We start from the raw sequence: 14,395 nt of genomic DNA on the forward strand, positions 1-14,395 counted from the left end.
GATCCTGATGATTATTGGGAATTAAACTGTATAGAAGAATGTGTTCCTAGAATGGAAGGAGTTGAGATTGTTTGGTTTGATTATAAAATGTTTTATGATAATATAGAAAAAAAATACTATTCCAATAAAACAAATTTAACTAAATCGCAAATGAAAATATATGAATACTATAAACCTGAAAAAATTACTTCCATGCAATGGCTTATGAGATGCTTAAAAATTCAAGCAGATTTGCCTTTCTGGTGTGTGTGTGGGGGCATGTTTTCTTTTGATTACCTATTAAAGATAGAATTTAAATTTTTAGATGGTTTGATACATGAAGATGTACATTCTGGTATATTTACATTCTCACAAGCTGATCTAATATATGTTTTTCCTAAAAATTTGTATAATTACCGTATCAGATCAGCATCTACTGCTACATACGATAAACTCGTGACAAAGGATAATATACCTCCTTATATTCATAATTTATATATCGCATTTGATAATAATTTGAAACTTGCAAAAGAGTATCATGCAAAAAGTAGTATTTTTTTGAATGCATACCATATTAGAAAATTTATTAGTGATATTTTAAATGAACAAAAAGGTCTCATCTTAGAAGAAGCTTTTTTTTCATTTTTATATTTTTGGCATTTTGATTTTAAAGATTTTAAAAAAGATCCTAGAGGAATAACTAGTTTGTTAAAAATGTATAAGCCAGTATATGAAGAAAATCACAGTCGTTATCCAGAATTTGATTTTTTTTGCAAATATGGATTGGTTAAATATAGGATAAATAATCACTTAGCTTATATATTGGGTAAAATTCTAATTACCAATAGTAAAATTAATAATTTTTATAAAATACCTTTTAAATTAATTTATGCAGCTATTGAATTTAAATTTACTAAGAGAGATAAAGATTTACCAAAACTTCACGAATATCCTGATTATAAAAATGTATATGTTATACAAGGATATCTTTCCTATAAATTAGGAAAAATAATTATCGATTCATTTAAAAAGTGGTATTATGGTAAACCATTTTTGATTCCTTTTTTATTTTATAAAACATACAAGAAATTTAAATTAAGTAGAGAAAATAAGAAGAATTTAGAAATAAAAAATGATACATTCATATTTCCAGATAATGCCTTGATAAATATAGCTAAAAACAAACAAGCAATACAAAGTTCTCTAAGTGTATATTCTAAATTTAATGATGCCTCTAGAGCTTTAAATTATGATTTAAACATAAATAATTATGCTTTTTGCACTAGTGCAAATAAGCATAATTGGTGGTTGATTGATCTAGAAAAAGCAGTGTATATAGAGTGTATAAGATTATTTAATACTAAAAATATTTTTTCAAGATCTAAATTATGCAATGTTGAAATTTATACTTCGATTGATAATATACATTGGACTTTTATCCCTCAGGAATTTTGTAAGTGGAAATATAATGATTTTGAATGTGATATTGTCTTATCGAATAAAATTTCTGTAAGATATGTAAAGTTATCATTAAGAGAGGAGACACTTAGTTTGTCTAAAGTTGAAATTTTCAAAAGAAATAAAAAAGGGTATATTGTTTCAGCAAAACCAGATGGCTTTGGTATGAGACTTGCAAGTATGTTAGTTGGTATGTATTTGGCAAAAAAACTCGATTTTAATTTCGGATTTACTTGGCCTAATTCTATAGATTTAGCATTCATGGGTATTACAGAATCTAAAAACGATAGTGATATTTGTTATCTTGGAAATGCTATGGATGAAGTAGATAAAGTATTTGACGAAGTATTCATCTCAAAATTTTTATTGGATAAAGATGCATTAGCCTCTAATCATGGAAATATTATTAGAAAAAAGGAAAGAAATCTTGATTTTTTGTCTGATATAAGTAATTTTGAAGAAGATTGGGGGTGGTATTCTACTGATATATTACCAAGTAAATGGCTTAAAGATTGTAATGAAGAAGAGTGTCTAGGTGAGATTAGTGATTTATATAAAAATATAAGTTTCTCTGATGAATATAAGAATATTATATGTGATGTAGAAGATAAATTCTCGAATTTACAAAACAATTTTATAGCTTTGCATATCAGAGGAGGAGATATTATTTATTCTAAAATAAGAAAATCTCCTAATTTTACTCCAGTTGTGGAGAGGTTTTTTCCATATGAGATCGCTTTAGAAATTGCTATTATGGAATTGAAGAACAACAAAAATATTATAGTTTTTGGACAGGATTTGAATGCTAATAAAGAATTAGTAATGTATTTGCAATCTTTACGAGAATATAAACATTTAAGCATTATCGATATTAGTTCATTGATAAAAGTAGAATACAATGAAATGCAACGGGCTTTTTTTGAAATTAATTTTATGTCTAAAGCACAAAAAATTTATTCAGCTAAAGAATCTGTGTTTTCTAAGATTGCTATGATGATTTCAGGAAAAAATATATTATTGTCTTTTCATAATGTTTTTAATCAACAAGAGCAATTAAAATTAATTGCTCAAAATATGTATATATTAAATCTACATCCTTTGCAAGTTTCCATGTCTTATTTTAGGCTTTTTCAATTATCTCAAGAATTAGGTCAATCTATTGAAGAGAGTATGCAATATCTTTATGAGGCTTTGAAGATTGATGATGATAACGATGGATATAGAATATACATTCTAAAATGTTTGTTTACACAAAAAAAATACGAAGATATTAATTTGGAGTTAAAAAGTATTTTATCGCAACGTTATCATAGATTTTATGAAACATTACTACCTTATTCTTTGGGTGGTTTTGATGAATGTTATAAGGATTATATAGAATTTGATAACATTCATTATCCGTATATAGTATTCTTGGCTATGAATATATGTGAATTTTTAGGAGATTTAAACAGGTATTATTACTTAAAATCACTTATAGAAAAAAGTATACATAGGGATGAGATTCTCTCCATATCTAATTCTTTCTCTATTCATAAAGAATATAATGTAGTAAAATATATTAAATCAAGTCTTTATTATAAATTAGGTAATTCATTAATATCTATGAATATATTGATGATATTTAAAATGTTAAGTAATGAAAAAAAACAAAATAAATTAATAGGTGGTATTGAAAATAGGTTGCAGTTAGAAAATCTTTGCGTTTGTGATGAAGCTAAAGAGGTTATGAATCATTTATCTTATAGATTTGGTATATTGTTGTTTAATACACATAAGTCTTGGTACAAAGGGGCTTATTTATTATTACCTTATAGACTTTATAAAGAGTATAGAAATTTTAAACAAGGAAAGAAAAAATGGCAATAGAATTTGATATACAAGAATCAAAAATTTTAAAAGGGGTATATATCATTACTCCTAACAAATTTAAAGATTTAAGAGGTGAAATTTGGACAGCTTTTACAAGTGAAAGTATAGATAAACTTTTGCCAGATAACCTTAAATTTATACATGATAAATTTATTTATTCTAAACATAATGTTATCAGAGGAATTCATGGAGATAACAAGACTTATAAACTTGCCACTTGCGTTCATGGGGAAGTTCATCAGGTAGTTGTCGATTGTAGAAAGGAAAGCTCTACTTATCTTAAATGGGAAAAATTTGTTATCAATGAGCAAAATCAGCAAATTATATTAGTCCCAGCAGGTTTTGGAAATGCTCATTATGTAAGTAGTAATGGTGCTGTGTATTATTATAAATGTGCGTATTTAGGAGAGTATGTTGATGCTGATGATCAATTTACTTATGCTTGGAACGATGAAAGAATGGGGATTGATTGGCCAACTAGAAATCCTATTCTTTCAGAAAGAGATATTTTAGCATCAAATAAAGGATGATTATGGATAAAAATTCAAAAATTTATATAGCAGGACATAGAGGAACTGCAGGTAGTGCTATACTAAAGCGTTTACAAGCTCTAGGTTATACCAATTTAGTATTTAAAACACATGATGAATTAGATTTGACCAATAATATAGCTGTTAAAGAATTTTTTGAAAAAGAAAAGCCAGAATACATTTTTTTTGCAGCTGCTAAATTGGGGCACTTAGGGATGCAGATGCCAGCTGAACTTTTTTATGAAAATCTCACAATGCAAAATAATATTTTTCATAATGCTTATTTATATGATGTAAAAAAACTTATATTTTTTGGTAGTTCTTGGATGTATCCACAATCAGCTGAAAATCCTATAAAAGAAGAGTATTTATTAACAGATGAATTAGAATACAATGCCGAGTCCTATGCTTTACCTAAAATAACAGGCATTAAGATGTGTGAAGCATATAATTTACAATATAATACTAATTTTTTATCAGTTGCATTAACTAATTTATATGGAGAAACTAAAGATTTTGATTTTAAAACAGCCAAAGTATTGCCTGCTATGCTCAGGAAATTTCATCTTGCGAAGTTATTAAATGAAAAACAATATGATAATATTTTAAAAGATTTAAATATGGACACTATAGAATCTAGTGTAGAACATTTAAATAAAAATGGGATATATGAAAATCATATAGAAATTTGGGGAAGTGGGAATACTAGAAGAGAATTTATACATAGCCAAGATTTAGCTGATGCTTGTATTTTTATAATGAATAATATTGATTTTTCACATTTATATGATAAAGATGTAAAACAAATTAAAAATACTCACATTAATGTTGGAACCGGTCAAGATTTATCTATAAAAGATTTAGCTTATCTTATTAAGGATATAGTTGGATTTAAAGGAGAAATAAGATTTGATACAAGTAAGCCAGATAGTCCTATGAATAGGTTGTTGGATTGTTCTAAAATTCATTCTTTAGGTTGGAAGCATAAAATAGAACTTGAAGATGGTATAAAGAATATGTATAAGTGGTATTTAGAGTAAATCAAAGGATAAATATATGAAAAAAACAGCGTTAATTACAGGTTTTACGGGGCAAGTTGGCTCACAAATGGCTGATTTTTTACTAGAAAATACTGACTATGATGTTATAGGTATGATGCGTTGGCAAGAACCTATGGATAATATCTATCATTTAAGCGATAGGATAAATAAAAAAGATAGAATCAGCATTTTTTATGCTGATTTAAATGATTATTCTAGTCTTCAAAAGCTTTTTGAAACTAAGCGTCCTGATGTGATTTTTCATTTGGCTGCACAGTCTTATCCAAAAACTTCTTTTGATATACCTATAGAAACTTTGCAAACTAATATCATAGGTACAGCAAATATTTTAGAAAATATAAAAATACTAAAAGCTAAAGATGGATATGACCCAGTTGTTCATATTTGTTCATCAAGTGAAGTTTATGGTAGAGCAAAAGCAGGTATTAAATTGAACGAAGAAACTACTTTTCATGGTGCTAGTCCATATAGTATAAGTAAAATAGGGACAGATTATTTAGGGCGTTTTTATGGTGAAGCTTATGGTATAAAAACATATGTTACTAGAATGGGAACGCATAGTGGACCAAGAAGAAGTGATGTTTTTTTTGAAAGCACTGTGGCTAAGCAAATAGCTTTGATTGAAGCAGGATATCAAGAGCCTGTTATTAAAGTGGGAAATTTATCAAGTGTGAGAACTTTTCAAGATTGTCGTGATGCTATAAGAGCTTATTATTTACTTTCTTTAGAAAGTGAAAAAGGAAATGTTCCTTGTGGTGAAGCTTTTAATATAGCAGGTGAAGAAGCATTTAAATTACCCGAAGTTGTGGATATATTATTGAATTTTAGCACTATGGGGGGGGGATTGAAGTTGTAGAAGATGAAGATCGATTGCGTCCTATAGATGCAGATTATCAAATGTTTGATAATACTAAAATAAAAAAATTTATCGATTGGAAACCAGAGATTCCTGTTAGTAAAATGCTTAAAGATTTATTGGAGCATTGGAGAAATGAAATTAAAAAAGGCAGAATTCCTCTCAATCGATAGATGATTGAAAGGAATATTATGTCAAAAAAAGTTTTAATTACAGGTGGTGCAGGTTATATAGGTTCGGTTTTAACACCGGTATTATTGGAAAAAGGTTATGAGGTTTGTGTGATAGATAATTTAATGTTTAATCAAGTTTCGATTTTATCTCATGCTAATAATAAAAAATTTGCTTTTATTAATGGTGATGTTTTAAATGAGGAACTTATAAAAAAAGAAGTTACAAAAGCTGATATTATTATACCTCTTGCTGCTTTAGTTGGAGCTCCTCTTTGTAAAAGAAATCCAAAATTAGCTCATATGATTAATTATGAAGCTGTAAAAATGATTTCTGATTATGCAACTTCATCTCAAATTTTTATATATCCAAACACAAATAGTGGTTATGGTATAGGAGAAAAAGATGCTATGTGTACTGAAGAATCCCCATTAAAACCTATTTCAGAATATGGTATTGATAAAGTTGAAGTTGAAAAATATTTATTAAACAAAGGAAATTGTGTTACTTTTAGATTAGCTACAGTTTTTGGCATCTCTCCTAGAATGAGACTTGATTTATTAGTAAATGATTTTACTTATAGAGCATATAAGGATAAATTTATAGTTCTTTTTGAGGAGCATTTTAGAAGAAATTATATACACGTTAGAGATGTTGTCAAAGGTTTTATTCATGGTATAGAAAATTATGATAGAATGAAAGGACAAGCTTACAATATGGGGCTTAGTTCAGCAAATTTAACAAAACGGCAGCTAGCAGAAACTATAAAAAAATATGTACCTGATTTTTATATTCATTCAGCTAGCATAGGTGAAGATCCTGATAAAAGGGATTATTTAGTATCAAATGATAAATTAGAAGCTACAGGTTGGAAACCTGATTATAGTTTAGATGATGGTATCCAAGAGCTTTTAAGAGCATTTCCTATGATGAAGGTAAATTCTTTTGCCAATATTTAAAAAGCGAGATTTATGAAGATAATTCGTTCTCAAACTCCACTACGCTTAGGTTTAGCAGGTGGAGGAACTGATATAAATTTATATAGCGATAAATACACAGGCTATGTATTAAATGCCACAATTTCACTTTATATACACTGCACTCTCATTGAAAGAGATGATGAAAAGATTATTTTTGATTCATCAGATACCAAAATGTATGTGGAATATGATAGTAAAAAATTTTTAGAAAATGATGGAAAATTAGATCTTTATAAAGCAATTTATAATCGTTTGATAAAAGATTATATAAAAAAGCCTTTGAGTTTTTCTTTACATACTTATTCAGATGTACCAAGTGGAAGTGGACTAGGAGGTAGTTCTACTTTGGTGGTGGGTATTATAAAAGCATTTGTAGAGTGGCTAAATTTACCTTTAGGTGATTACGAAATAGCGTTATTATCTTATGAGATAGAGCGAGAAGATATGGGTATAGTAGGCGGAGCACAAGATCAATACGCTGCTACTTTTGGTGGATTTAATTTTATGGAATTTTATGATCAAAAAAGAGTGATAGTTAATCCTTTGCGTATTAAAAATTGGATAATGAGTGAATTAGAAGCTAGAATTTTACTTTATTTTACAAATATTACTCGTGAAGCAAAAGATATAGAAGAGCATAAAAAAGGAAAATTAGGAGATGAAAAATCACTTAATGCTATGCATGCTATAAAACAAGATGCACTAGACATGAAAGAAGCTCTATTTAAAGCTGATTTTGATAAGATTGCACAAATTTTAGGCAAATCTTGGCAATCAAAAAAGATAATTTCAGACATAGTTAGTAATGATGAGCTTGAGAGAATTCATTCTTTAGCTATGCAAAATGGTGCTTATAGTGGTAAGACTAGTGGAGCTGGCGCTGGCGGGTTTATGTTTTTTTTAGTTGATCCTATTAAAAAATATAAATTAAAGCAAATCTTAAATCAAGAGCAAGGTTATATCCAAGAATTTTATTTTACAAAAGAAGGAGCAAGATCATGGAAAATTTAAATGCGTATATAAAATCACATTTTGCTGATTCTATCAAGGTAAAGAATGAAATTTTAAATGATGAAAATTTATTAAATTTAATAAAACAAACATCTTTAAAAATATTAGATGCATACAAAAAAGGAAATAAAACTTTATTAGCTGGAAATGGTGGTAGTGCAGCTGATGCACAGCATATTGCGGGCGAATTTGTAAGTAGATTTTATTTTGATAGACCTGGACTTGCTAGTATAGCTCTTAGCACAGATACTAGCATAATGACTGCTATAGGAAATGATTATGGCTATGAGAATTTATTTTCTAGACAAGTACAAGCTCAGGGTGTAAGTGGAGATGTATTTATAGGAATTTCTACAAGCGGTAATAGTAAAAATATAATAAAAGCTTTAGAGCTTTGCAAAGAAAAAAATATTATAAGCGTGGGATTAACTGGAGCTAGTGGCGGTGCTATGAATGAGCTTTGTGATTATTGTATTAAAGTTCCTTCATCTTGCACACCAAGAATTCAAGAAGCACATATTTTAATAGGACATATCATTTGCGCTATAGTAGAAGAAGAGTTGTTTGGTAAAGGTTTTTGATTGCAAGCTATTGTTTTAGCAGGAGGCCTTGGGACTAGACTTCAAAGTGTGATAAAAGACTTACCTAAGCCCATGGCACCCATTAATGGTAAACCATTTTTAGAATATTTGTTGCAATACTTGCAAAAGCAAGGTATTAAAGAAGTTATTTTAAGTGTTTCTTATAAGTACGAGTTGATACAAGAATACTTTAAAGATAAATTTGAAAATATTAATATAATCTATAACATAGAAAAAGAGCTTTTAGGCACTGGAGGGGCTATAAAAGATGCTTTGAAATTTGTTAAAAATGAGACTTTTGTTTTAAATGGTGATACTTTTTTTGATATAGATTTAAATAAATTATTTTTAAATGGTAGTAAAATTTGTATAGCATTAAAACAAATGAGAGATTTTGATAGATATGGTGCTATAGAAATTGACAAAAACAATATTATAAAATCTTTCAAAGAAAAAACTTATGTCAAACAAGGCTTAATCAATGGCGGAATTTATCTTATAAGCAAGGATATTTTTAATAATTTTAATTTAGATAATAAATTTTCTTTTGAAGAATTTTTGCAAGAAAATTATAAGAAATTAAACATAAATTCTGTAGTATTTGATGATTATTTTATAGATATTGGAATACCACAAGATTATAATAGAGGTGTAAATGATTTTTTTACATAGACAAAATAGCTTGGAGCAGTATATTGAGAAAAATTATGGTGTAGAAATTGATTTGAGATTTAATGGCGATTTGGTATTAAATCATGATGTGCTAATTGAAAATCAATGTTATCCTCTTTTTAAGGATAAGATACGGTTTGTAAAAAATATACCTATCATATGCAACATAAAAGAGTCTAATTTGGAGGAAAAAGTTATAAAGCTACTCGGTGATAAATATGATTATTACTTTTTAGATTCTCAAATTCCAGATATTTTAAGATTATCAAAAAATGGATATCAAAGTAAATTTATCATTAGAATTTCAGATGTTGAACCCTATAGTGAAAAACTGATACAAATTAGTAAACCTAAATATGTGTGGATAGATTATTCGCAATTTGATAATTTTAAAATAGAACATTATAAAGAATTTATCCTCAGTGGTATTATACCTAATATTAAGAAAGTTATTCCTATATTGGTTTCTCCTGAATTGTACGATTTATCATATGTAAAATTTGTAAAATCTATTCAAGAAATTTTACCTAAAGGATTTGCAGTGTGTACTAAAAATCCAGATTTGTGGAGTTGCTATGTTTAATCTTAATGACGTTGCAAAAAAATATAAACTTATTATGGTTGATATCGATAACACTTTATTTAATTATACTTTTGCCCATAAAAAAGCTTTAGAAAATGTAATGTTGCAATTTAATTTTTCTATAGAAGATTACAACCATGCAAAAAAAAGTCTTGATAAGAGAAATTTAGCAGCTAATCACCATAAAAAAGAATTATATTTTAAAATTATCTGTGAAAATAAAAATATTCATTTTGCAAAAGCAAAAGAAATGTTTGAATTATATACTTTTACTTTTATAGAAAATATTAAAGTGGATAAAACAATGTTTAATTTTTTATCTTATGTGAAAAAATTAAATAAAAAAGTTATAGCTATTACTAATTTTTATTTTATAGAACAGATGAATAAATTAAATCGTGCAAATCTTACAGGTATGATTGATTACTTAGTTTGTTCTGAAGAGTTTGAGCTCGAAAAACCAAATAAAGCTCTTATTAATCGAGCCTTAGAGTTGTACAAAGAGCCGATTGATGATGAAGAGATTATAATGATTGGCGATTCAGCTGTTGATAATTTTTTAGGGGGGGGGTATAGGATAAATTATTATCCTTATAATTGCTCTAAATTATTAATTTCTATTTCGGGTAAAAGTGGTAGTGGTAAGACTACTTTAAGCAAAGCTATCGATGAAATTTATACAAGTTTTATAATTAGCACAGATGGTTATCATAAATATGAAAGAAATTCTAAAATATGGGAGAGGATTACTCATTATAATCCAAAGGCAAATAATCTTATTCAATTAGCTATGGATATAAAGCATATTTATCAGGACATTGGAAATATCTTACATATTCCTTTATATGATCATACAAATGGTGTTATAATTAAATCAGATAAAGTTAAAGTTAAAGATCTAGACATTGTAATTATAGAAGGATTACATACTTTATATAAAGAGGTGATTGGTGATTTTGTTAAAATAAAAATTTATATTGATTCAGATGAGGCAGATAGTCAAAAAATCAATCGAGATAGTTTAGAAAGAAATCATGAAAAATCTAAAATAATCGATACTATAAAAAAACGAGAAAAAGACTATAAAGATTATCTCGAAAAGCAAAAAGATAATGCGAATTTTTTAGTTGTAGTGAGGAATGGAAAATTTATAATAGAATTGAAGGATATATTATTAAATAATTATTTACAAAGAGAGTATAATGGTGAATATAAAGATTTAATCAAAACAATACAAGATATTTTTACTATAATTTTGCAAAATCGTTGGGTGTTAAATTAATGATAAATGACATAGCAAGATTAAAAAAATATGTTGAAGAGTATCAAGAGCTAAACAAAATATTTGGAAATATTTTAGATGCTCCATCTAAAGGTGGGAATATTTCTGTTAAAGATGGTGAGTATTTAATCATTAAGTCATCTGGTGAAGATTTAAAAAGAAACCATAAAATTTCTATTTTAAAGAATAATATTAATTCTTTTTCTTGTTACAATGGAATTTTTTCGACAAATATTATTAAACCATCTATGGAAGTAAAAATGCATATGGTTTTTAAAAATAAATATGTTGCTCATTATCATCCAGTATATATTTTACCTTATTTATGTGCTAATAACTATAATTTTTATGATTATGAAGTGGTTGATTTTGCTTTACCAGGTGATGAGTTATATGCCATATTGCATAAAAACTATGTATATAAAGAAAAAGGTATAGTGATGTTGAAAAATCATGGTGTTATAATTTATGCAGAAAAAATTCAAGATATGCATATGTTATATGCTAAGTTGAAAAACGATTTTTTTGATCAAAATAATTTTATTTATACACCAGATGATGCTATTGATATTGGTAATTTTGAATTGTGGCTATTTAGGAATGCTATTGAGAATATAGCAAAAGATAAAAATCTTAATTTAACTTCTTTAAAACGAAGTGAAATCAATAAATTGGTTAATTTACCAGATGAAAAATATAGAAAAAAAATAATGGAAAGCGAGAACATAGAATGAATGTTATTATACCGGCTACTGGCATAGGAAGGAGATTTAAAGAGGCGGGTTATAAAGATCTAAAACCTTTTGTTCAGGTTAAAAAAAATAAAGTTATTTTAGATTATGTACTTGAATGCTTTGATACTCAAAAAGATGTCTTTTATTTTATTGTGCAAGAAAGTGAAAAAAATAAATTTGAGTATTTTATACAATCAAGAAATATTGATGCAAAAGTTATTATATACAAAGGAGAAAAATTAGGACCTGCTGGGAGTTTATATGGAGTAATGTCACAATTGCAAAATATATTAAATGAAGAAGTGATTATTAGTTATTGCGATTTTGGACAGAAGTGGAATTATAAAGATTTTTTAAAATTTATTCAAGAAAATCAAGAAGCTCAAGGGATAATTCCTTGCTATACTGGCTATCATCCGCATTTGCTTCCTTTGGAGAATGTGTATGCGGCATGCAAGGTATATAAGAATAGTTATGAGGTATATAAAGTCATTGAAAAATATGATTCTCAAAATAAATTTGAAGAATACTATTCTTCAGGGATATATTATTTTAGAACTTTAAAATTAGCTGTAGATGCAATTTGTAAACAAATAGAAGCTAAAGATATGATTTCTGGAGAATATTATGTTTCTATAACTAATAATTATTTAAAAAATGTTTTGTGCTATCCATTTGTAGAAAAATTTTATCAATTTGGTACTCCAAAAGATTTTGAATATGCAAAATCTAAATTAAATAATCAAGATTTTGATAATGAGTATATAAAAATAGATAATGTTGTGATTTTGGCAGCTGGAAGGGGTGAAAGATTTATTAATCTCAATTTTGATCAGCCAAAACCATTTTTACCACTAGGCAATTCGTTTTTGGTAGAAAAAATTATTAAAACCTTAAAAAATATTAAGGGTAAAATTAGATGTATCGGAGCTGAAGATCATAAAAAGTATTGGAATAGTGTTAATGAAGAAGTTGTGTATGTTAAGCCAAATAAGATTGGTGCAGCATATTCTTATAAAGAATCGTGTGGTGATTTAAAAGGTGATGTACTTATTCTTCCATGTGATTTAATAGCTAAGCACATAGATAATAATTTTAAAATGTTACAAGAGAAATCTGAAATTATTATTTTTGTTACCCAAGCTTCTAAATATAATTATGATAATCCTGATTATTTTACTTGGATAATTGGAGAACATGGTGTAGTAGAAAAAATATCGGTAAAATATAGACTAGATGATAGTAACTTAGTTATGATAGGTAGTTTTTACTTTAAGCAAAATTTAATATTGATGGAGGCGATAGAAAAAATATTTAAAGATAATATTTGTACTAATGGAGAATTTTTTATAGATAATGTTTTTGAATTATTAATTAACTCTTATAATATTTGTTATGTTGTTGTTGATAATTATTTTTCTTATGGAACACCAGATGAATATTTAGAAAATAAATATTGGTTTGATATTTAAAAGGAGTGGACAGTATGTTAGATTATATAGTTCGTAAAAAGTGTGCTGTAGGATGTAGTGAAAAATTGGAGATTTTATCTAAAGTTAAGTTTCCAGTGTTTTGTGGATGTGTACTAGATGATAGAGAATTGGACTTAATTGCCGAAGAAGAGGTTGTGATATCGCAAGATGGTGTGGTGCAATTAAAGAAATTGATTCCTCTAGAAATCTTGTATGCCAGTGGACATGATTCAGGGGCTACAGGATTGATATGGAATCAACATCATGAAGAATTTTCAAAATTTATTTTGAATTTTGAGCCTAAGAATGTTTTAGAAATTGGCGGAGGTCATGGAAAACTTGCCAAGCATTGTCTGGAAAATTCTGATATTAATTGGACTATAATGGAACCTAATCCAACGCATAAAAACCCAAAAGTACAATATATAGAGTCTTTTTTTAATGCTACTGATTTAAAACATGGAGTGTATGATACGATCATTCATTCTCATACTCTTGAACATATTTATGATCCTCATAATTTTTTAAGTGAGATTTGTACATTACTAAATGGGGGGGGGTATATGATATTTTCCATCCCTAATTTGAAAGAATATTTAAAAAATAAGTGGATTAATTGCATTAGTTTTGAACATAGCATATTAATGACAGAAAAAATTGTTGAATTCTTATTACTCAAAAATAAATTTAAGATAAAATACAAAAAATATTTTTTAAAACATAGTATATTTTATTGTGTAGAGAAAGATCAGAATATAAGCTCCAATGGAGTATATTTATATAATGAATATAAAGAAAATAAACGGATGTTTTTAAGTATGAAGCAATATTATCAAAATAAAATATCTGAATTAAATGTAATATTTCAACAAAATGCTAATAAAACTATGTATCTATTTGGTGCACATACCTTTAGTCAATATTTAATATACAATGGTTTATATATAAAAAATATAAAAAATATACTAGATAATAATAAAAATAAATGGAATAAGAGATTGTATGGTACTGAATTATTTGTAAAAGATCCTCAAATAATAAAAAATGATAATAATGTTTTAGTGATTTTAAATTGTGGTATTTATAATGATGAAATTGAAATTGATATCTTAAAAATATGTAATTGTGAAATAATTAAAATTTAATTTTTTTG

Annotated in this window: 12 protein-coding genes and 1 pseudogene; all 13 read left to right on the forward strand. The window is 26.9% G+C overall.

Going from position 1 to position 14,395, the window contains the following annotated elements; translation table 11 throughout:
* The first annotated feature begins 204 nt into the window (after positions 1-204).
* Positions 205-3,306: a discoidin domain-containing protein gene (locus CINS_RS08010; protein WP_414973619.1), complete on the forward strand. Its 3,102-nt coding sequence runs from the start codon at positions 205-207 to the stop codon at positions 3,304-3,306.
* Positions 3,297-3,839 carry a dTDP-4-dehydrorhamnose 3,5-epimerase family protein gene (locus tag CINS_RS01445; RefSeq protein WP_039649221.1) on the forward strand — a complete coding sequence of 181 codons (543 nt, stop codon included), beginning with the start codon at positions 3,297-3,299 and terminating at the stop codon, positions 3,837-3,839. The genes CINS_RS08010 and CINS_RS01445 overlap by 10 nt, the downstream gene beginning before the upstream one ends.
* Positions 3,840-3,841: 2 nt before the next feature.
* Complete coding sequence (locus CINS_RS01450; protein WP_039649223.1) at positions 3,842-4,879, forward strand: GDP-L-fucose synthase family protein; 1,038 nt, start codon at positions 3,842-3,844, stop codon at positions 4,877-4,879.
* Positions 4,880-4,895: 16 nt separating this feature from the next.
* A pseudogene (locus tag CINS_RS01455) lies at positions 4,896-5,929 on the forward strand (GDP-mannose 4,6-dehydratase).
* Between the two features lie 18 nt (positions 5,930-5,947).
* Complete coding sequence (locus tag CINS_RS01460; RefSeq protein WP_039649226.1) at positions 5,948-6,886, forward strand: NAD-dependent epimerase/dehydratase family protein; 939 nt, start codon at positions 5,948-5,950, stop codon at positions 6,884-6,886.
* 12 nt (positions 6,887-6,898) lie between these two features.
* Positions 6,899-7,918 carry a D-glycero-D-manno-heptose 7-phosphate kinase gene (hddA, locus tag CINS_RS01465; protein ID WP_039649228.1) on the forward strand — a complete coding sequence of 340 codons (1,020 nt, stop codon included), beginning with the start codon at positions 6,899-6,901 and terminating at the stop codon, positions 7,916-7,918.
* Positions 7,906-8,499, forward strand: a complete 594-nt coding sequence (gene gmhA2 / locus CINS_RS01470; protein WP_039649232.1) for a D-sedoheptulose 7-phosphate isomerase — start codon at positions 7,906-7,908, stop codon at positions 8,497-8,499. Before hddA ends, gmhA2 begins: the two co-directional genes overlap by 13 nt.
* Complete coding sequence (gene hddC / locus CINS_RS01475; RefSeq protein ID WP_039649233.1) at positions 8,500-9,171, forward strand: D-glycero-D-manno-heptose 1-phosphate guanosyltransferase; 672 nt, start codon at positions 8,500-8,502, stop codon at positions 9,169-9,171.
* Positions 9,155-9,754, forward strand: coding sequence for a phospholipase/phosphodiesterase (locus CINS_RS01480; protein ID WP_039649236.1), 600 nt, complete (start codon positions 9,155-9,157; stop codon positions 9,752-9,754). Before hddC ends, CINS_RS01480 begins: the two co-directional genes overlap by 17 nt.
* Positions 9,747-11,036, forward strand: coding sequence for an HAD-IA family hydrolase (locus tag CINS_RS01485; protein ID WP_039649239.1), 1,290 nt, complete (start codon positions 9,747-9,749; stop codon positions 11,034-11,036). Before CINS_RS01480 ends, CINS_RS01485 begins: the two co-directional genes overlap by 8 nt.
* Positions 11,036-11,770, forward strand: a complete 735-nt coding sequence (locus tag CINS_RS01490; protein WP_039649241.1) for a class II aldolase/adducin family protein — start codon at positions 11,036-11,038, stop codon at positions 11,768-11,770. Before CINS_RS01485 ends, CINS_RS01490 begins: the two co-directional genes overlap by 1 nt.
* The gene (locus tag CINS_RS01495) at positions 11,767-13,242 is read left to right on the forward strand and encodes a sugar phosphate nucleotidyltransferase (protein ID WP_039649242.1); all 1,476 of its coding nucleotides are present in this window, start codon (positions 11,767-11,769) and stop codon (positions 13,240-13,242) included. Before CINS_RS01490 ends, CINS_RS01495 begins: the two co-directional genes overlap by 4 nt.
* Before the next feature lie 14 nt (positions 13,243-13,256).
* Positions 13,257-14,387: a class I SAM-dependent methyltransferase gene (locus CINS_RS01500; RefSeq protein ID WP_039649244.1), complete on the forward strand. Its 1,131-nt coding sequence runs from the start codon at positions 13,257-13,259 to the stop codon at positions 14,385-14,387.
* Positions 14,388-14,395: the final 8 nt, after the last annotated feature.

It is taken from the genome of Campylobacter insulaenigrae NCTC 12927 (genome assembly GCF_000816185.1).
Taxonomy (GTDB): domain Bacteria; phylum Campylobacterota; class Campylobacteria; order Campylobacterales; family Campylobacteraceae; genus Campylobacter_D; species Campylobacter_D insulaenigrae.